The sequence below is a fragment of the Enterococcus sp. ZQ21 genome (assembly GCF_030053755.1).
Taxonomy (GTDB): domain Bacteria; phylum Bacillota; class Bacilli; order Lactobacillales; family Enterococcaceae; genus Enterococcus_B; species Enterococcus_B lactis.
The window spans coordinates 539973-559434 of sequence record NZ_CP125658.1; the positions used below are offsets into that span (position 1 = coordinate 539973).

Here is a 19462-nt window from a genome sequence, read left to right on the forward strand (position 1 = left end):
ACATCATCTGAATGTTCCGAGTCTTCTTTTATGAACAAAAGAGTTAATCCTTTTGTTCTGGTTCATATTTATTATCACGCTTTAAGCTCTGTTTCGCAACAGATATCTCTACGTCGATATCATCTAGATCCTCAGCAACGAATTTTTGATAATCTTGTGCGATTAAAGCTGACAGCTGGTCGATGATCTGCGCGCTTTCTTCTAGTTTTTCATAGGTCTGTTTGTTTTTGATCTCATGGTCATTGATCTCATTATACTTATTTGTCAAATCAACTAGATTCGGCAGATGCGTATAAAGAAATTGACTTGCTTCATGCAGTCGATTTGGTTCCTTCACTAATTCTTTGAATAAAGCTTTTGCCGCTTTGACTGGGTCATGACGGAGATCGATTGCTTTAAGTTTGGCTGTCTGCTGCATGTTCACTTGCAACTGATTGATCTCATTTTTTGTTTGATTCATCGTTTGTCGGAAAAATGAGATTTCATTCGCTGTCATACCGCTTTTTTCATAGTGAGTCTCAAGTTCGTCAGTCAGTGCAGGGATTTCTTCTTGTTTGCCTTTTTTCCTGCGCGAACCGAAGAGCCCCCACAAAACTAAAACCACGCCTATCAATAAAAGTCCTAGAACAAAAGAAAAACCATTGTTTCGGACAAAGAGAAACAGCAAGACCAGTGCTAGAAGCCACGGCCAATTTCGTTTTATCATAATAAGCCCTCCAAGTCATTTATCGTTGAGTATTGAATTCTTTCCGTTATTCGATTACATTCTTATTTTAGCATACTGACTACTAGAAAGAGTATCGGACTAAAGATGGATTTTCTATATTTAGAGAAAATCTAAGGTTTATCTATGGTAAACTAATAGGGAATTTTCGAGAAAAATTGAAAAATGAAAAAAAAGCAGTTATGATTACAAAGAAAGCAGGAGAAGATATGCTGAACAATGAGCAATTTGAAGAAAAAACAATCAGTCGCAAAGAAATCTATAGCGGGAAAATTATCGATGTTGCTGTAGATGAAGTTCGTTTACCAGACGGAGGAACTTCGAAGAGGGAACTGGTATTTCATCCTGGCGGTGTTGGGATCATTGCTTTTGATGAACATGACCGCCTGCTCCTTGTCAAACAGTTTCGAAAGCCTTTAGAAAAAGTGATCTTGGAGATTCCAGCTGGAAAAATCGATCCAGGAGAAGGAAAAAATCCTGAAATGACTGCAGCCAGAGAATTAGAAGAAGAAACCGGCTATCGTGCGAAGTCGCTGAGCCATCTTACTTCGATGTATCTTTCACCAGGTTTTGCAAATGAAGTCCTTCATATTTATCATGCACAAGGAGTAGAGAAGGTCGAGAATCCTTTAGCTCAAGATGAAGACGAAGTACTGGAGCTGTATCATCTAACTCTTGAAGAGGCACAACAAGCGATGAAAGATCAGTTGATTTGTGATGCAAAGACGATTTATGCGATTCAATACTGGGAATTATTGACCAAAGGAAAGTAGAGGGATCGGCTTATGGCCAAAGGACCGCTTATTACGCGAAGCGAACTTCGCAAGCGACAACAAGCACAAGCAAGCGAGTCATTAAAAAAACAGCGAAAAGCAGAAACAGCTTATCGGCAAGAAGAAAAAAAGATTGCCAGCTTTTATCGTAAAGAAAGCAAAAAGAATAAACCAATCACGAAAACAAGGATCAGTGAACGAGAAAAGACGACCAAATGGAACTCTTTTTTGATGAAATCTCTTATTATTGTTATCCTAATGTTATGTGTGGTTTTTTTAGCAATCGCATTTATATAGAAAGAAGGAATTAAAAAGATGAAAATCGGTATTATCGGCGCAATGGAAGAAGAAGTAAAAATTTTGAGAGAGAACCTAAGCGAACCATTATCATGGGAACGCGCAGGCGCTTTATTTATTTCAGGTTCATTAGGTAACCACGAAGTGATTGTCGTACGTTCCGGTATAGGAAAAGTCTTAGCATCTATTACCACAAGTCTGTTGATCCAACAATACGGCGTGAACATGGTGATCAATACAGGTTCAGCTGGCGGGATCGGTGAAGGCTTACAAGTAGGCGACATTGTTATATCAGATAAAGTAGCTTACTTTGATGCAGATGCAACAGGATTTGGCTACAAACCAGGACAATTACCAGGAATGCCTCTATATTATGAAGCAAGCACATATTTGCGCAGTGAAATGGTTAAAGCAGCAAAAGCAACGAATTTGAACGCAAAAGAAGGATTGATCGTTACAGGTGATACATTTGTCGACTCGCCAGATAAAATCAAAGAAATCTTAACGAATTTCCCTGAAGCATTAGCTTGCGAAATGGAAGGAGCCGCTGTTGGACAAACAGCTCGTCAGTTCAATATCCCATTTTTGATCGTACGTGCAATGAGCGACACAGCAGATCACTCGGCGACACAAAGCTTTGACGAATTTATCGAAGACGCAGGCAAACGATCAGCAGAAATGGTGATCGAATTTGTCAAACATCTCGTATAAGGAGGACTAAGATGAACGCATTGATCTCGATTGACTACACATATGATTTTGTTGCAGAGGATGGAAAGCTGACTACTGGGACAGCAGGACAAGTAATTGAAAAAAAGCTGACTGCTCATACAAAGAAGTTTATTGATCAAAAGGATTTTGTCGTTTTTGCCATTGATGCGCATGATCCAAAAGATTCCTTTCATCCGGAGAACCGCTTATTTCCTCCGCATAATGTGATAGGAACGGGTGGACGGGAATTGTACGGCTCTTTAAAAAGTTTATACCAAGACTATGAGCAAGAGGAAAATGTTTATTGGATAGACAAACGGCATTATTCCGCTTTTAATGGAACAGATCTAGACATCCGTTTGCGAGAACGCCAGATCACAGATATTTATTTGACCGGCGTATGTACAGATATCTGTGTGTTGCATACAGCAGTCGATGCGTATAATCTAGGATACAAACTCCATATTTTCAAAGATGCCGTGGCAAGTTTCGATCCCGTTGGACATGAATGGGCATTGAGACATTTTGAATCCACACTAGGCGCAGAAATTTTATAAAAAAACAAAGTGATTTGATAAAATAAAAAGCACAAAATAATAAAAAAAGAGCATAAAACAAACGACTTTGTTTTATGCTCTTTTTTATACGTTATTTTAAAAAAACTTATTCTTTTTACGTTAATAAATCTCTTTATTATCAACAACTTAAGTTATATTTTTTCTTTTTATAAAATACACTTATTATAATTTTGTTTTTTATTGACAGTAAAAATAAATTAGGTAATACTTTAAGTAAACGCTTTCTAATTTGTTACGGGAGGAATACACTTGTTAAAAAAACGTATAAAATACAGTGCGCTAATGATGAATCTCCTTATGCTCAGTACCCCGGTTTTAATTTCTGTCGTTGAAGTTGCTGCTAACGAACAACAGTCTGTGAACGAAGAAAATGCACACGTGAACATTGAAGGGATGTCAACAATGGAGGAAGTACCAAGAACTAGTGAAGATATGGATACGGAAGAAGGAAATGATCCTATGATGAAAGAATCAGAAAATGAAAAGACAAAAAAGCAATCTGAAGAAGCAAATGAAGAGTGGAAAGGGGTTGTTTTCGGAGAAAGCACAAGTGCTAGTAGGTATGCCATTGAACCATTAGAAGACGGCGTGCGGCTCTCTTCCACGAATAACGGCGGAAAATTCCAGTCAAGCGGATCAGATGGAATGACCTATTATTATCAAGCAATCCCCAAAGACATCAACTTTAGGATGCGGGCGACGATCGAAATAGAATCTTGGACCTATACGAATGCCCAAGAAGGATTTGCTTTAATGGTAAGAGACGCAGTACCAAAAGATCATTTGTTTGGGCAGGCATTTTATTCAAATTCATTTGCCATACTAGGCAGTCGGATCGAATATGTCTGGGACTCGGATAGACAAGAAGTGGTCAACACGAGCGGCAGCAAATATACGATGCGACTTGGATTAGGGACACGGGCAATCACAGGAATATCATCTGAAGATCCGCAAGCTGCGCCAGCTCCTGAGAGTGTCTCAGTGGAAACAACACCTTTAGAGACTTCAGCAGGGTTCTTGGAAAAAGAAACAGGTTCTTATAATATATTCGGAAACGGTCATGGGAATCTGTTTCCGGCCACGAACTCGATTACTAAACTGGACGTAGAGATGAAAAAAACGAATACTGGTTTAGAGGCATATTATTACGATCCTGAAACAGGAGAAGAAATGGCTTCTGACATCATGTATGACTGGGAAAAATTATACGCTTCAGATGAATCGGTTATTTATGCAGGATTTGCTGCAGCAAGGAATATGACGATCAAGGTAGAAGGAATCGAAGTTGCTTACTCGGATCCTGCGACAGATCCTCCTGGGCAAGAAAGACCTACTCGCTTGATTGATCCGATTTACACTGTGACCTCTAGTAATCATTCAGGAAACCAAGACCATACTATGTCCTTTAGAGCAAATGCTGACGGATTATTAACAATCAAAAATCAAGCAACAGGAGAGGTACTTGAGAACGCAAAAGACTTGGCAATCACTGCAAATCGGGAATTTGATTATCAGACAAAACTGATGGAAGGAACGAACGAATTTACTTTCAGTTTTACACCAGATAAAAACTATCCGCCAGAAGAATACGTAGAGATGGCTAGTTATGAAACAAAAGAGATTCTGCATACAGTTGACTACCGTAAACCTAACTATTCGACAGTTTATGTAACACCGGAAGGGTCAGATACAGGAAACGGAAGCAGACAAAATCCGTTATCTCTGACGCAAGCATTGAGATACGCATATGCTGGGCAGACAATCGTCCTGGCTCCTGGAACTTATTCCTTTGAAAGAGGATTGACGATTCCAAAAGGAGTTAACGGGACAAGAGAAAACCCGATTCAATTGATTGCAGAGAAAAATCCAGAAAACAAGCGACCTGTACTTGATTTTAAAGGAACTGGAAATGGGATGACACTGTTTAGTCATTACTGGGTTTTACGTGGGTTTGACGTTACAAATAGTGCCGCTATGCAAAAAGGATTGCAGATTTCTGGAAACCATAATTTGATTGAAGAGATCCATGCTTATCGGAATGGAAATACAGGAATCCAAATCAGTGGTAGCTCAAATGATCCTTTCGAAGCATGGCCAGCGCATAACTTAGTCAAGAACTGTACATCTTTTGAAAATGCCGATCCAGGATTTGAAGATGCCGATGGATTTGCGGCCAAACTGACAATAGGAGAAGGGAATGTATTTGACGGTTGTATCGCTTATCATAATGCAGATGATGGTTGGGATCTTTTTGCTAAAAATGAAACAGGTTCAATCGGGAAAGTAGTCATCAAAAACTCAGTTGCTTATCGAAACGGTTGGGTACCGGGAGTTGAAGGAGAAGGGAACGGTAATGGATTCAAAATGGGTGGTTCCTCTTTATCGGGCCCTCATGAATTGATCAATAGTTTGTCTTTCGAAAATCTTGCAAAAGGAATCGATTCCAATAGCGGAACAGATATTATCGTCAATAGCAGTACAAGTTTTAATAACGGTTCATATAATGTGGCTCTTTATACCTCTTCGGCAGGAAACACAGACTTCCATGCTTCTGGTATCTTATCTTTCCGAACAGAAAATCTTGAGATGAGAGAGCAGATCCGCCCATTGAATCAAAACGAAGATCAAATCTATCACTCGTTGAACTACTATTGGAATGAACGAGAGAAACAATCAGAAAATACTCTTGGACATACCGTATCAAAAGATTGGATCGAATCTCTAAATACACATTCGCAAGAAGGGCAGCAGCCTGTTACTCGCTATGCGAATGGAAGCATCCATGTCCATGGATTGATGCAAATCAAACCGGAGAATCGTCAAACAGAAAAGGGAAGAGTAGATGGTCTTCCACTATCTGTAGGTGCTACTTTTGACGGAGAAACCTCACCGTCTTCGGAGTATCCAGAATATGCAATCGTACAAGAACCAAATCAGACAAAACCAAATGAACAAAATAATCCGATTATTATACAAGAAGCAAATGGTGTGGCGGAGAATGCAGAAGGAAATATCATTGAACTGAAGCCTTTTACAGTTTTTGTGTCAACTTTCACACCAAATCAAGGAACGCCTGTCTTTGAAGATATGCGTTATTTCCCAGAAAAGATCCAAATCGTTGAAACACAGTCAAGTGCTCAATTTTCTAATCATACCGCTATTTTTTCAGCACCTTCAAAAGGAGAATATACGCTAGAAGTCACTTATCGTTCGGAAATATTTGATGGGGAAAAATGGTCTGCTCATACAGAATCTGTTACCCAGCAAAAAGCGATCACTGTGCGAGAAACTGCCGATGTGCCCCCGGGAAATGACAAACCAGAAAGAGAAAATCCAGGAAATGAATCACCAAATGGAAAACCAAATGGAAAACCAAATGGAAAACCAAATGGAAAACCTTCTCATCCGGATAGGACAGCAAAAGAAAGTGAAAAAAATGGCACTCAAGGACTCCCAAAAACGGGAGAATTTAATAACCCGTTGCTAGCATTAGCTGGAGGAATTTTGTTAATCGGTGTAGTTGTTTATGTCATGAAACAGCGAAAAAAATAAGTGGAATTTCTCCTTTTATGATGTAAAACAATTGACTGAGGAAAGTAAAAATAGAAGGAAATGAGACCAATAGATGTCTCACTTCCTTCTATCTTTTTATAGATGAGGTTCTCCTTGCTGCTTTTGATTGGCTGTTCTTATTACTTGATGCAGGACAGCTTTTTCACAATCTCTCCACTAAACGGTGTTCAATCAGCTGACCCTCGGTATTAGCTCAACAAACGGCAAAATATGAAGAACTATTTTTCCGTTTTTTTCTCTAATACTCAGGTCAGGACGCTGATTTCACAACCTCTCGATAAACGGTGTTCAAAAGCCAGTTTCTCAGTAGTAAGTCAAATTTATGCAAAAATGTGGAAAGCTATTTTCACAAAATTTTTCTTACTACTTGAAACTAAGCGGCTTTTTCACAACTTCTTACCAGATTCGCACTCTTTTTTCTGGCGCTAGATACATAGCGTCTTGTTCCGTGATACCAAATGTTTCATAGAATTCGTCAAGGTTTTTTGGTTGCACGTTTGCTCGGAGTTTAGCAGGGGCATGGACATCGATTTGCAGTAAAAGTTGTTGGTATTCTTTTTTTGCTTTTGTACGCCAAATCGTTGCCCAATTGACAAAAAATTCCTCGATAGAAAGATCTGATTCCGTTTTTGCTGCTTCCAATGCACAGCTTAGACCGCCTGCATCAGCAATATTTTCCGAAACGGTTAATTTTCCGTTTACTTTTCCGTCAGCAAAAGGCAGACCATCGAATTCTTCGATCATTGCTTGTGCTTTGTTTTGAAATTGTGTAAGATCTTCTTCTGTCCACCAGTTGTTCAAGTTGCCATATTCGTCAAATAAAGCGCCGTTATTATCAAATGCATGGGAAATCTCATGAGCGATAACAGCTCCGATTCCACCATAATTAGCAGAGCTTGATTGTTCTAGACTGTAAAATGGTGCTTGAAGGATCGCTGCCGGAAAGACGATCACATTCCGAAATGGATGATAATAAGCATTGACCGTGTCAGCACTCATTTCCCATTCTGAACGATCCACTGGTTTGTTCCATTTGCTGAAACGATCTTTTAATGTGAGTTTGCTGAAAACAAGAGTATTTGAAAGCAAAGTACCACCCTGATCTGCAGGTACTGTTTTGAACTGGTCGAATAATGCTGGGATCTTATCGGGGTAGCCTACTTGGATACCTAAGTTATTTAATTTTATGACGGCTTTTTCTTTTGTTGCATCCCCAAGCCAGTCATTTTCTTCTAGACGTTTTTTATAAACGGCGATCATTTTTTTCACCATTTGTTCTACGTCTTTTTTAGCAGCTTCGCCAAAATATTTTTTTCCGTAGTAATCGCCAACTACTTGATCGAATTGTCCAGAGGCAAGGTAATACGCTGCTTTTTTCTGAGGCATTGCTTCGTCTGTTCCAGACAATACGCGAGAATAGATTCCGCTGACTTGGCGGAATTCTTCTGATAAATAACCACTAAGAGAACGTACTGTTTTAATGATCATCCAGCTTTTGAATAACGGAAAATGAGCTTCTGTCAGGATGTCATTCAAATGATCGAAGTACACTGGATCAGTTACGATCACTTTATCTGGAGTTGTCCCAATCAAACCCGTGACAAGTTTTTTCAAGTCCAGTTTATCTGTGTATTGAATAAATGTATCAAAAGATTGCGGATTATACATTTTGCTGTAATCTGCGTTTTCTTCTGCACTTTTTACATGAGGAGCAATCAATTTATCAAATTGCACTGCTTGTTCCGTGATTGCTTCTGCCTGACTTTTTTCTTTGCCGGCAAGCTCTAATAACTGAACAGCCATATCAAAGAAAACGCCTATTAGTTGTGCACCGTTGGGATGGTCTGATGCATAATACGTCTTATCTGGAAGGAATAAAGAAGGCGGATAAGCAAAGAAGGCGTTCGTTTGCGCATTCTTCATATCTGCATCTACATCCAGATTAAATGGCAATGGTAATGTATCCAACAGCCATTCTGGAAATTGCTTATTCAATTCGTCGAAAGACTGCAATGATTCAATTTTTTCGATTATAGGTTGAAGTGGTTGAGCATGCAACTCATTTCTTCGGTCATAATCGTTTGCCAGTTGATAATATGCAAGGAAATGTTTCATTTTTTCTGAAGACACTTTTTCTGGATGGGCAAGCAGATCGTCTGTTTCTCCCATCAAAAGTTGGTCGATCCCGTCAACTAAATCTTGGAAACCGCCTGTAGCTGGTTTATCTGCAGGGATTTTTGCTGTTTTTTGCCATTCTTCATTGACTGCTTCATAGAAATCTTGTTTCAATCGTTCTTTGTTCATTCATCGATCGCTCCTTTTTTGTTTCGTGTGCCCATTATCTTACAAAATGAAGGAATTAACAAATAGAACATAAAAAATTGAAAATTCGAACAATCAAACTGATTTGTTTTTTTCAATCCTTCACTTATAATGAAAAAAAGGAGGCGATCCCAACTGAATCAAGTAGTGGATAAACCTTTATATTTCAAAGTAGATAAAAAAATTAAAAAATTAGCCAGCACTCAGCAGCTGCAGTCAAGAAAAAGTAAATTGCTTTTTTTAGCTCTGGTTTTTGAAGATCAAAGTTATGTGATTATCGATCAATCAGGACATCCGGTAGAATATTCTCCAGCAAAATATACTTATCAAGAGGGTCTTTCTTGTAAAAAATGGAAGCTGATCAATGAAGAGCCAATCGAGTTATCTAGATGGATCAACAGAAAAGAAGATATTCCCGCTTTGATCGAAGAAAAAAGGTCAGGAAAAGAACTCACAAATTGTTGGGTGGGATTGCCAGAAGAACGTTTTTTAAGGTATAAGAAATGGGCTACCCCCTCAGGCTATCTTTGTGGTACTTACGCGGCAGCAGTTCTGCTTGCCTATTATCAAGACTATCGTAAAGAGTGGATGCTTCCAAATGAGATTCGCAAGAAAAATACGGCTGATTCGATGGTTTTGACGAAGGCATTGCGTAGCCAGATCCAACCACTAGGACTTCCTACGATTCCTTTTCAGGTTAGTACAGGGATTTCTAGTTTTTTAAAGAAGAATGGCAATCATGAGCGTGCACGAGCAACTCTTCTAGGTTCATGGCAGCGAGCTACAAAACGTATACGTGAAGGCAAACCTGTGATGATTGGTATTTTGAAAGTACTTGGCAGTACATATGGCAATCATTGGGTGACAGCGTACGCTTATTTTGAAACTGAAACAGGAGAACGTTATTACAAAGTACACGACAACTGGGGCGATTATCATAAAGTCATTCCTGCCAGTTGGAGTAACGGAACAGTTTCACTTCCTTAAGAATTTGCTGAAATTAACAGAAAATCTTGGAAAAATATGTTAAACTATCGAAGAATAGAGAAGTTTTGGGGAGGACTACATGAGTAATAAGTATCAGGATGACACGTTGAAGATTTTTAGTTTGAATGGCAACCGTCCATTAGCTGAAAAAATCGCGAAAGTGTTCGGAACAGAATTAGGTAAAAGCGTCGTGAAGCAATTTAGTGATGGCGAGATTTCCATCAATATCGAAGAAAGTATTCGAGGGGATCATGTGTATATCGTTCAATCAACGAATGCACCTGTCAATGACTACTATATGGAACTACTGATCATGATCGATGCAATGAAGCGAGCAAGTGCGAAAACGATCAATGTCGTATTGCCTTACTATGGGTATGCTAGGCAAGACCGCACGGCGAAACCTCATGAACCGATCACTGCGAAATTGATCGCTAACTTGATCGAAGAAGCAGGGGCAACTCGAGTACTGACTTTAGATCTGCACACGGTTCAAGTACAAGGATTCTTTGATATTCCTGTAGATAATTTATTTACGATGCCGTTGTTTGCTCATTATTACCGTCAATTAGGTCTGACGGGAGATGACATCGTAGTTGTTTCGCCAAAAAACAGCGGTGTTCAGCGTGCACGTAGTCTTTCAGAATATTTGAACAGCACATTAGCCATCGTAGATCATGCAGATGATGCTTCAACTGAGGGTGGTTATGTGATCGGTGATGTTCAAGGAAAGACATGTATCATGGTAGATGATATCTTGAACACAGGAGCAACGCTTGCACGAGCAGCAAATGTATTAAAAGAAAACGGCGCAAAAGAAGTATATGCCTGTGCGTCACATGGATTATTGTCCGATCATGCGAAAAGTATTTTAGACAATGCACCAATCAAAGATATTTGTATCACTGATTCTGTTTTCACAGAAGAAAATCGTCATCCAGAAAACTTAACAATCGTTACATGTTCAGAATTAATGGGTGAAGCGGTCAAACGCATCCATGAAAATACACCGATGAGTCCGTTATTCCGTCTGGAAGAAAAAGAATTCGAATAAACAAAAAAAAGAGGGAAAGAAGTTGTGACAGAAGTGAGCAGCTTCAAGGAGCTGCGACAAGACTTTTGTCACAGCTCCTTTTTTCTATGCCCATGAAACGTCCTCTAGACAAAAATGAGCTCTTCTTTGGTTTGTTCGCTATTTTATGCTAGAATGTGCCTAGCAATAATTTGGAAGGGATGAATGAAGTGAAAACTATTTATCTGGATCATGCGGCAACTACCCCCATGCATCCACAAGTAATTGAAGCGATGACGGCAATCATGCAAGACACGTTTGGAAATCCTTCAAGCATACATGGATTTGGTCGCCACGCGCATGAAAAATTGGAAACAGCAAGACAAATCATTGCAGACAGTCTGCAAGCAAAACCTCACGAGATCATCTTTAACAGTGGGGGAACAGAAGGGGATAATACAGCTATCTTAGAAACAGCGTTCTCGCGTCAAAAAGAAGGCAGACATCTAATCACTACAGCTATCGAACATCCTGCTGTTCTTAATACCATGAAATATTTAGAGACAAAGGGGTTTGACGTTACATATCTGCCTGTAGATGAAAAAGGGAATCTGTCGATCGAAGAGGTCAAAAAAGCGTTACGAGAAGATACGATCTTGGTCTCTGTGATGTATGGGAACAATGAAATCGGAAATTTGATGCCAATCAAAGAAATCGGTGAACTTTTAGCGGATCATCCAGCTTATTTCCATACAGATGCGGTACAAGCGTACGGAAACCAAACGATCCATCCAGAAGAATTAGGAATCGATTTATTAAGTATCTCTGCTCATAAAATCAATGGGCCAAAAGGCGTCGGTTTCTTATATAAACGAGACGGAGTAAATATCCCTGCATTGCTTTTAGGCGGGGAGCAGGAAGAAAAGCGGCGTGCAGGTACAGAAAATTTAGCAGGGATCTGGGGTATGGCAAAAGCAGTTGAACTGCTGTCACCTGAAGAACGTGAAGCACGTAACAACAAATATAAAGGATTACAGCAATTGATTCTTGATACATTAGAAGCAAACGAAATCCCTTATCAAGTAAATGGTGATTTAACGAATAAACTCCCTCATGTGTTGAATCTTCGCTTAATTGGCGAAGCAAATGATTTGCTACTGATGAAGCTTGATCTTAATGGGGTCGCTATTTCTACTGGTTCAGCTTGTACAGCAGGAAATATCGAGCCTTCACACGTATTAGAAGCAATGTATGGAGAAGATACACCGATACTAAAAGAATCCATCCGTATCAGCTTTGGTTTGGGAAATACCGAAGACGACATCCAGTATTTCCTTGATCAATTAGTTCGTGCTGTCAAAAAATAACTAGTGAAGTCATTCTTATATGAACAGATGTCTGAGAGAACGCCTTCATTTTTTAGGGAACTTAACTGAAAAACCTAGTAAAAATCAGGATAAACTTTTATAATAAAGAGAAACTAATTTTATCGAGGTGAAAATCATGGCATTTGAAACAACAGCAACGGTACTGGGCGCACCAATTAGCTATCGTTTGCATCCTGATGCAAAAAGATATACATTGCGCGATAATGGATTTACAGAAACAAACGGAGGCAATTATCAATTGATCCGACCATTAGATGCCACGCCGCAAAGCAAAGAAGGATTCAAATTAAAAATCACTGTATCAAAAGATATTCAAACATTGAAAATGTCGATCACTACAGCAAATGGATTGAAAGCAGTCAATATTTTCAAAGATCCAAAACAGAAAATGAGCCAAGATAAATTTTATTTTCTGATGGATGGGATGATTAGCCGTGGGTTATTCGAAAAAGTCGAATGATCTGTGGATATAAAAAGACAACTAGTTTTGAAACGGCCTATTGTTAGATGACTAACTTTGTAAGGACGACGCAAATTAGTTGTCTTTTTTATTTTTAAATTTAACACATGTTGTTATTTTTAATATTTTGCTGATTTATTGTTTCTAAGTAAAGAAATTTAAATTGAAACGATTGTTATTTAGGGAAAAAGGTATTTTTTGAAAAAAGAATCCCGTATAATGATTGTTGTGCAAACGCTATACAAAATGAAAAAGAAAAGAGGGATGTTTATGGAAAATGAACAGTCGGTCGTTTTAACGAATTGGAAGAGAAATTATTTGTTCTTTTTATCGGGACAGTTTTTGTCAGGAATCACTAGTATGGTCGTCCAATATGCGATCATCTGGTATTTGACAAGAGAAACCGGTTCGGCGACAATTTTGAGTTTTGCTACTTTACTAGGAATGATTCCCATGGTTTTACTAAGCCCATTTGTAGGACCGCTAGTGGATCGCTGGGATAAAAAAGCTCTTTTGATTGTCACGGATATTATTGTAGCGATTTTCGCGCTTATTTTAGCAGTAGTCGGAACGATTTCAGAATCCTTCCCGATTTGGCTAGTTTTTGTGTCTTTGTTTATGCGTTCGGTCGCACAAACATTCCAAATGCCAACGATCCAGTCGATTATGCCGACAATCGTTCCATCTTCTCACATAACAAGGACGAATGGACAGTTAGGAATGGTCCAGTCAGCGAATTTCATCATTGCGCCAGCTCTAGGTGCGGCTTTGTTTTCAGTCGTTCCTGTCAATTACCTTATTTTATTAGATGTATTGGGGGCAGTTTTTGGTGTCGGCTTATTGATTTTTGTGAAGATCCCAAAAGTTTCTCCTGAAATATTGGAAGTTCCGCTTACTATTTTTAAAGATGCAAAATTTGGGCTGCAGCAATTGATGGATAACAAAGGGTTATGGTACATAACGATCAATGGTGCATTTGTGATGCTGTTGTTCATGCCAGCAATCAGTCTGTATCCATTGATGACGCTAGATTACTTTGGTGGTTCCGTTGGACAGGCGGGAGCAGTGGAAGTAGTCTACGCAGTCGGAATGCTCTTAGGCGGTGCACTGATCAGTTTTATAGGAACATGGAAAGACCGAATGAAACCTATTATTATAGCCTACATCATTATGGGCCTGACGATCGGTGCAAGCGGATTGGTTCCAAACGATAGTCAAGGGTTCTTGTACTTTCTTATCTTGAATGCAGGAGCAGGTTGTGCAACGCCATATTTCAATACACTGCTGATGGCAATGGATCCAGCAGAGTTATGAATCGAATGTTTTAGGTCGTGTCTTAGGGAACTTCAACTCTTTGATGAACCTGGCAGGTCCAATTGGATTATTATTTGCAGGACCATTAGCTGATCGTTTAGGGGTAGAAAAAATGTTCTTGTTTTCTGGAATCGGGATTTTATTATGCGGAATCGTTTTATTTTTAACGTCAGCTGCTCGAAATTATGATAAAGAATTACAGAAAAAATTGGTAAAAGAACACCATGAGCAAAAAGACGAATAGTATGGAATGGAGTTGTGACAGAAGTCTTGTTACAACTCCATTTCTGATCCTAATGTTCCTGTGGCAATAAGCCTACTCAAATGAAAAATATGAGTAATTATCTTTATTTGTTTAATACTTGATATAGGGCAGTTTTTTCACGACCTATCGTACTTCCTCTTTGCTTCATAGATTTCTTTGATTTGTTGCTCAGATAACGGAGTGCCAAATGGTAGTTTTTCCTTTAAGAGTTCTCTTTCCGGTGCGTCTACGCCTACATTGACATCGTTCTCGATAGGTACGCTGTAATGATGGATATGTCCATGAAGATTGCGGATAGTGTCGTTAGGCCCGAGCAACATCGGATAATGAGTCAAGTAATATTGTTGATGGTCGAATTTAACGATGGCACCTACATCATAAAAATAAAATTTGGGACTTCCGTCAGTAAGCCTAGGATCATTTTTTTCTAAATAACGGAAAAAAGCACGACTGTCATGGTTCCCTTTGATCAAGTGGATTGTTCCTTGCAGTTGAGTGACCAGTTCCAAAATTTCTGCATTTGCTTTTTCATATTGCGGATGCATAGCAAGGTCGCCTAGATGATAAACATGGTCGGTTTCTTTTATTACTGCATTCCAGCTAGTGATCAACTGTTGGTTCATTTCATCCACATTTGCAAAGAGCCGCGGAGCAAAGTCGTTTTTTCCTAATAAGCGTTCATGGAAAAAGTGCATATCACTGGTAAAGTAATTCATGTATCTCTTGCCTCCCTTTTTTCTTAGAGTAAACAAAATCACTTATCTGAGCAACTCATAACATCTAAAAAGAAAAGGTTGTAAATGAGACGTGCAGCTTTAAGCGATAAGAAGCAATTTTGAAAAATAGTTTTTCACAATTTACAAAATTATTCCTTATTGCCGAAAGGCTGGCCCTTTTTATGAGTATGCCAATTTTTTATATCGAATGCTCAAAAGATGAGTGATTTTTTGGTTGACTATCATGTTTGTGTACTGAATAGGTCCAGTAGAACAGTATTTTTACGACTTGATAATTAAGGGATGAAATTTTCAGAAATATGACGTATAATGTAAAATACTGAAAAGTTGCGACCTTCAACTCGTAGATGTTTCAGAATCTAATTGAAATGATGGTGATATCATGACAGACAACAGCAAAACACGCGTTGTCGTAGGGATGAGCGGCGGTGTCGACTCATCTGTAACAGCACTTTTGTTAAAGGAACAAGGATACGACGTGATCGGAATATTCATGAAAAATTGGGATGACACGGACGAAAACGGTGTATGCACGGCCACGGAAGATTATAAGGATGTAGCGAAAGTAGCTGCTCAAATCGGGATTCCTTATTACTCTGTGAATTTTGAAAAAGAATATTGGGATCGTGTATTTGAATATTTCCTAGCCGAATACCGCGCAGGACGTACACCTAACCCAGACGTGATGTGCAACAAAGAAATCAAATTCAAAGCATTCTTGGATTATGCAATGGATCTTGGCGCCGATTATGTAGCTACTGGACATTATGCGCAAGTCACTCGCGATGAAAACGGCGTGGTCCACATGCTTCGTGGAGTAGACAATAATAAAGATCAAACTTACTTCCTTAGCCAATTATCACAAGAACAGCTTTCAAAAACGATGTTCCCTCTAGGCGGCATGGAAAAATCAGAAGTACGGGCAATTGCTGAACGCGCAGGCCTTGCGACTGCTAAGAAAAAAGATTCAACGGGAATCTGCTTTATTGGTGAAAAGAACTTCAAACAATTTTTGAGCAACTATCTGCCAGCAAAAAAAGGAAATATGGTCACTCTTGATGGTGAAGTCAAAGGACAACATGCTGGCTTGATGTATTATACGATTGGTCAACGTCAAGGACTAGGGATCGGTGGCGGAGGAGATTCGCAAGAACCCTGGTTTGTTGTAGGAAAAGATCTAGCGACAAACACATTATATGTGGGGCAAGGGTTCCATCATCCTGCATTGTATGCCACAAGCTTGGATGCAAGTGAAATCCACTTTACGACGAATGAACCAATGCCAAAAGAATTCAAGTGTACAGCGAAATTCCGTTATCGTCAGCAAGACGTTCCTGTGACAGTTCGCTTATTGGATGATAATCGTGCAGAAGTCGTATTCGACGAACCTGTACGTGCAATCACTCCTGGACAAGCAGTTGTATTTTATGATGGAATGGAATGTCTGGGTGGTGGTTTGATCGACCACGCATATCAAGAAACAAAAGTTTTACAATACGTTTAAGCGATATTAAATGAATCAAAACAGCTATGGCTAACAAAAGAAACACCTTTTCTTTTGGATAGCATAGCTGTTTTTTTGCAATAAAATTAATTTTTATTCACTTTATACTTGAAATACTTGTGTAAAAAGTTCATAATATCCAATAATATGAATAAAGTTGCTTTTTGTTAAGCAAGAGCAGTTGCAAAATAGAAGGGAATCTTTTGCAAGTGATTTGTTCAATTTTATAAGTGAGGGTGATGGAAATGGAAAAGAAATCGACGGGTATTAGCAAATGGGGACTGGTTGCTCTGGTTGTCAGTTCGTCAATCGGAAGCGGTGTGTTTGGGATCACAAGTGATCTGGCTAGTTCTGCAGCTCCAGGGCCAGCGATCCTTTCATGGATAATCGTTGGGATTGGTATTTTAGCTTTGGTATTATCGCTGAATCATTTAGGAGAAAAACGTCCAGATCTAGATAGTGGTATTTTCGGTTACGCGGAAGCTTCATTTGGTAAATTAGGTGGCTTCATCAGTGGTTGGGGTTACTGGTTGTCTGCGTGGCTGGGAAATGTTGCTTTTGCAACGATGCTGATGAGCGCCATGGGAGAATTTTTCCCGATATTCAAAGGTGGACAAAATGTTCCTTCTATTTTATTTGCAAGTATTTTTATTTGGGGTCTGACTTTATTAGTAAACAATGGAGTTGAAGGAGCGAGCGTCATCAATACAATCGTGACGATCTGTAAATTAGTGCCATTATTCCTATTTTTAATATTTGTATTTATCGCATTTAAAGTGAATATATTCACTGCTGATTTTTGGGGTAACGTATCTGATAATCTAGTGAATGGAACAGGGCAGCAAGGAACGATCTGGTTGCAGATTAAAGGTTGTTTGATGGTTATGATGTGGGTCTTTGTAGGGATCGAAGGCGCAAGTGTTTTAGCCAACCGCGCGAAGAAACGTTCAGAAGCCCAGCAAGCATCGATCATTGGTCTGCTTTGTTTATTGTTTATCTATATCCTTGCTTCGATCTTGCCATACGGCGTCTTATCTCAAGAAGAGTTAGCAACTATTTCACAACCTGCTATGGCAAATATTTTAAAAGGAATCGTGGGAAATTGGGGAGCAGCGCTGATCAATATCGGCTTGATTATTTCGATCATTGGTTCTTGGTTGTCTTGGACGATGCTCCCAGCAGAAACAACGATGTTGATGGCTCGAGACGGTCTGTTGCCGAAAGGTTGGGGAAAAACGAATAAAAAAAATGCCCCAACTTATTCGTTAGTTGTTACTGCAATCTTGACTAATCTATTCTTATTGACTTTCTTAGTTACTGATTATGCCTATCAATTTGCCTATTCTTTATGTACAGCGGCAATTTTGATTTGTTATCTACTTGTCGGGATCTATCAAGTCCAGTTTTCTTTAAAAGAAGGAATCAAAAAACAAGTAGTGATCGGTGGGATTGCTGTAGTTTTTGAATTGATGGGCATCATTTTAGCAGGATTTTCTTATGTCCTTTTATGTAGTATTGCCTATCTTCCTGGTTTTTGCTTCTACTGGATCGCTTGTCGTGAAACCAAACATCAAATTACGGGAAAAGAAAAAGTAATGATTGGGCTGATTTGTGTGGCCGCACTGCTTTCAATCGGGTTGCTTGCTGTAGGCTGGATCAAGATATAAGGGGGAAAGAAACATGAAAATCGCAAATTTCGGTGTAGAAGAATGGCTAAATAAATGGGAAAAGAAAGCGGTATATGATATTGCACAAAGCTCGATCGAAGCATTGACATTAGACGAACTCGTTGGCTTAGATGGGACTAGCGTAAGTGAATTTTTCGAAAAACGCAAAAACGAACCATTGGACTATGGCTGGATCGAAGGATCAGATGTTTTCAAACAAGAAGTCGCTTCTCTTTATCAAACCGTCAATCCGGAAAACATCTTACAAACGAATGGAGCGAATGGTGCTAATCTTTTAGCTCTATACGCGTTAGTGGAAGCAGGAGACCATGTTGTTTCGATGCTTCCTACTTATCAGCAATTATATGACATCCCCAAATCTTTAGGTGCCGCTGTTGACTTTGTTCATTTGAAGGAAGAAGAAGATTGGCAGTTTGATTTAGAACAGCTAGAAGCCTTAGTCAAACCTGAAACAAAAATCATCTGTTTGAATAGTGCAAACAATCCTACAGGCACATTGCTAGATCGGAAAACTTTAGAAAAAATCGCAGAAATTGCTCGTACAGTAGATGCATATGTATTGATAGATGAAGTATATGCGCCTTTAACGGATAAAGGTGAATTCTTGTCGATCGTAGATGTCTATGAAAAAGGTATAGCAACCAATTCCCTATCCAAAACCTACTCCATTCCAGGTATTCGTATTGGCTGGACAGCTACTGGACCTGAGTTGGCAGAAGTTTTTCGAAAGTATCGAGACTACACGATGATTTGCGGCGGAGTCCTGTCAGATGATCTTGCTGTACATGCATTGAAGAATAAAGAAAAAATATTGGAGCGAAACAAAAAGATCATTACAGAGAACCTTGTGATTTTAAAACAATGGGTAGCCAATGAACCGAAAGTTGAACTTGTCGCTCCCAATTACGTCTCTACTTCTTTCATTAAATTAGCCATCGAAGAAGATGACCAGACATTTTGTATCAATTTATTAGAAGAAACAGGAGTACTATTAGTACCAGGAAGTGCCTTTGATTTACCGAAGCATGCCCGACTAGGTTACTGTTGTAAAAAAGAAACCTTGGAAAAGGGATTATTCCTCTTATCTGAGTTCTTGAAAAAACAGGCCTAAACAAAAACACTGCAAGGA

General features: G+C 39.1%; 15 protein-coding genes and 1 pseudogene. 13 read left to right on the top strand and 3 right to left on the bottom strand.

Translation table 11 applies throughout. The features are described from left to right. Window positions 1–43: 43 nt before the first annotated feature. Window positions 44–706, bottom strand: coding sequence for a 5-bromo-4-chloroindolyl phosphate hydrolysis family protein (locus QK255_RS02560; RefSeq protein WP_002291223.1), 663 nt, complete (start codon window positions 704–706; stop codon window positions 44–46). Window positions 707–933: 227 nt separating this feature from the next. Between QK255_RS02560 and QK255_RS02565 the strand changes: the two genes are divergently transcribed. From QK255_RS02565 to QK255_RS02585, 5 genes are all read left to right on the top strand, one after another. Beyond that, the gene (locus QK255_RS02565; RefSeq protein WP_002329574.1) at window positions 934–1497 is read left to right on the top strand and encodes an NUDIX hydrolase; all 564 of its coding nucleotides are present in this window, start codon (window positions 934–936) and stop codon (window positions 1495–1497) included. A 12-nt stretch (window positions 1498–1509) separates the two neighbouring features. After that, window positions 1510–1794, top strand: coding sequence for a cell wall synthase accessory phosphoprotein MacP (gene macP / locus QK255_RS02570; protein ID WP_002291219.1), 285 nt, complete (start codon window positions 1510–1512; stop codon window positions 1792–1794). An 18-nt stretch (window positions 1795–1812) separates the two neighbouring features. Then, window positions 1813–2505, top strand: a complete 693-nt coding sequence (locus QK255_RS02575) for a 5'-methylthioadenosine/adenosylhomocysteine nucleosidase (protein ID WP_002291218.1) — start codon at window positions 1813–1815, stop codon at window positions 2503–2505. 11 nt (window positions 2506–2516) lie between these two features. Next, window positions 2517–3062 (top strand): cysteine hydrolase family protein, encoded by a 546-nt coding sequence (locus QK255_RS02580; RefSeq protein ID WP_283341576.1) that lies wholly within the window; start codon window positions 2517–2519, stop codon window positions 3060–3062. Between the two features lie 270 nt (window positions 3063–3332). Then, a complete protein-coding gene (locus QK255_RS02585; protein WP_283341577.1) occupies window positions 3333–6635 on the top strand; it encodes a right-handed parallel beta-helix repeat-containing protein in 3303 nt (1100 codons plus the stop codon). Between the two features lie 417 nt (window positions 6636–7052). Here QK255_RS02585 and QK255_RS02590 read toward each other — a convergent pair whose 3' ends face one another. Continuing rightward, complete coding sequence (locus QK255_RS02590) at window positions 7053–8960, bottom strand: M13 family metallopeptidase (protein WP_002342000.1); 1908 nt, start codon at window positions 8958–8960, stop codon at window positions 7053–7055. A gap of 129 nt (window positions 8961–9089) precedes the next feature. On the opposite strand from QK255_RS02590, the gene QK255_RS02595 reads away from it, so the two are divergent. From QK255_RS02595 to efmA, 5 genes and pseudogenes are all read left to right on the top strand, one after another. After that, window positions 9090–9965, top strand: a complete 876-nt coding sequence (locus QK255_RS02595; RefSeq protein ID WP_002291211.1) for a hypothetical protein — start codon at window positions 9090–9092, stop codon at window positions 9963–9965. A gap of 79 nt (window positions 9966–10044) precedes the next feature. Then, window positions 10045–11019, top strand: a complete 975-nt coding sequence (locus QK255_RS02600; RefSeq protein WP_002286741.1) for a ribose-phosphate diphosphokinase — start codon at window positions 10045–10047, stop codon at window positions 11017–11019. A 179-nt stretch (window positions 11020–11198) separates the two neighbouring features. Continuing rightward, window positions 11199–12344: a cysteine desulfurase family protein gene (locus QK255_RS02605; protein ID WP_002291210.1), complete on the top strand. Its 1146-nt coding sequence runs from the start codon at window positions 11199–11201 to the stop codon at window positions 12342–12344. Between the two features lie 136 nt (window positions 12345–12480). Then, the gene (locus QK255_RS02610) at window positions 12481–12825 is read left to right on the top strand and encodes a DUF1831 domain-containing protein (RefSeq protein ID WP_002286736.1); all 345 of its coding nucleotides are present in this window, start codon (window positions 12481–12483) and stop codon (window positions 12823–12825) included. A 270-nt stretch (window positions 12826–13095) separates the two neighbouring features. Beyond that, window positions 13096–14383, top strand: a pseudogene (gene efmA / locus QK255_RS02615) (multidrug efflux MFS transporter EfmA). Between the two features lie 137 nt (window positions 14384–14520). On the opposite strand, the gene QK255_RS02620 reads toward efmA, so the two are convergent. Further along, window positions 14521–15120: a metallophosphoesterase family protein gene (locus QK255_RS02620; RefSeq protein ID WP_002291205.1), complete on the bottom strand. Its 600-nt coding sequence runs from the start codon at window positions 15118–15120 to the stop codon at window positions 14521–14523. Between the two features lie 403 nt (window positions 15121–15523). On the opposite strand from QK255_RS02620, the gene mnmA reads away from it, so the two are divergent. From mnmA to QK255_RS02635, 3 genes are all read left to right on the top strand, one after another. Beyond that, window positions 15524–16645: a tRNA 2-thiouridine(34) synthase MnmA gene (gene mnmA, locus QK255_RS02625; protein WP_002286726.1), complete on the top strand. Its 1122-nt coding sequence runs from the start codon at window positions 15524–15526 to the stop codon at window positions 16643–16645. A 245-nt stretch (window positions 16646–16890) separates the two neighbouring features. After that, window positions 16891–18312: an arginine-ornithine antiporter gene (arcD, locus tag QK255_RS02630; protein WP_002342001.1), complete on the top strand. Its 1422-nt coding sequence runs from the start codon at window positions 16891–16893 to the stop codon at window positions 18310–18312. A gap of 13 nt (window positions 18313–18325) precedes the next feature. Continuing rightward, complete coding sequence (locus QK255_RS02635; protein ID WP_002291201.1) at window positions 18326–19444, top strand: aminotransferase; 1119 nt, start codon at window positions 18326–18328, stop codon at window positions 19442–19444. The last annotated feature ends 18 nt before the right edge of the window (window positions 19445–19462 follow it).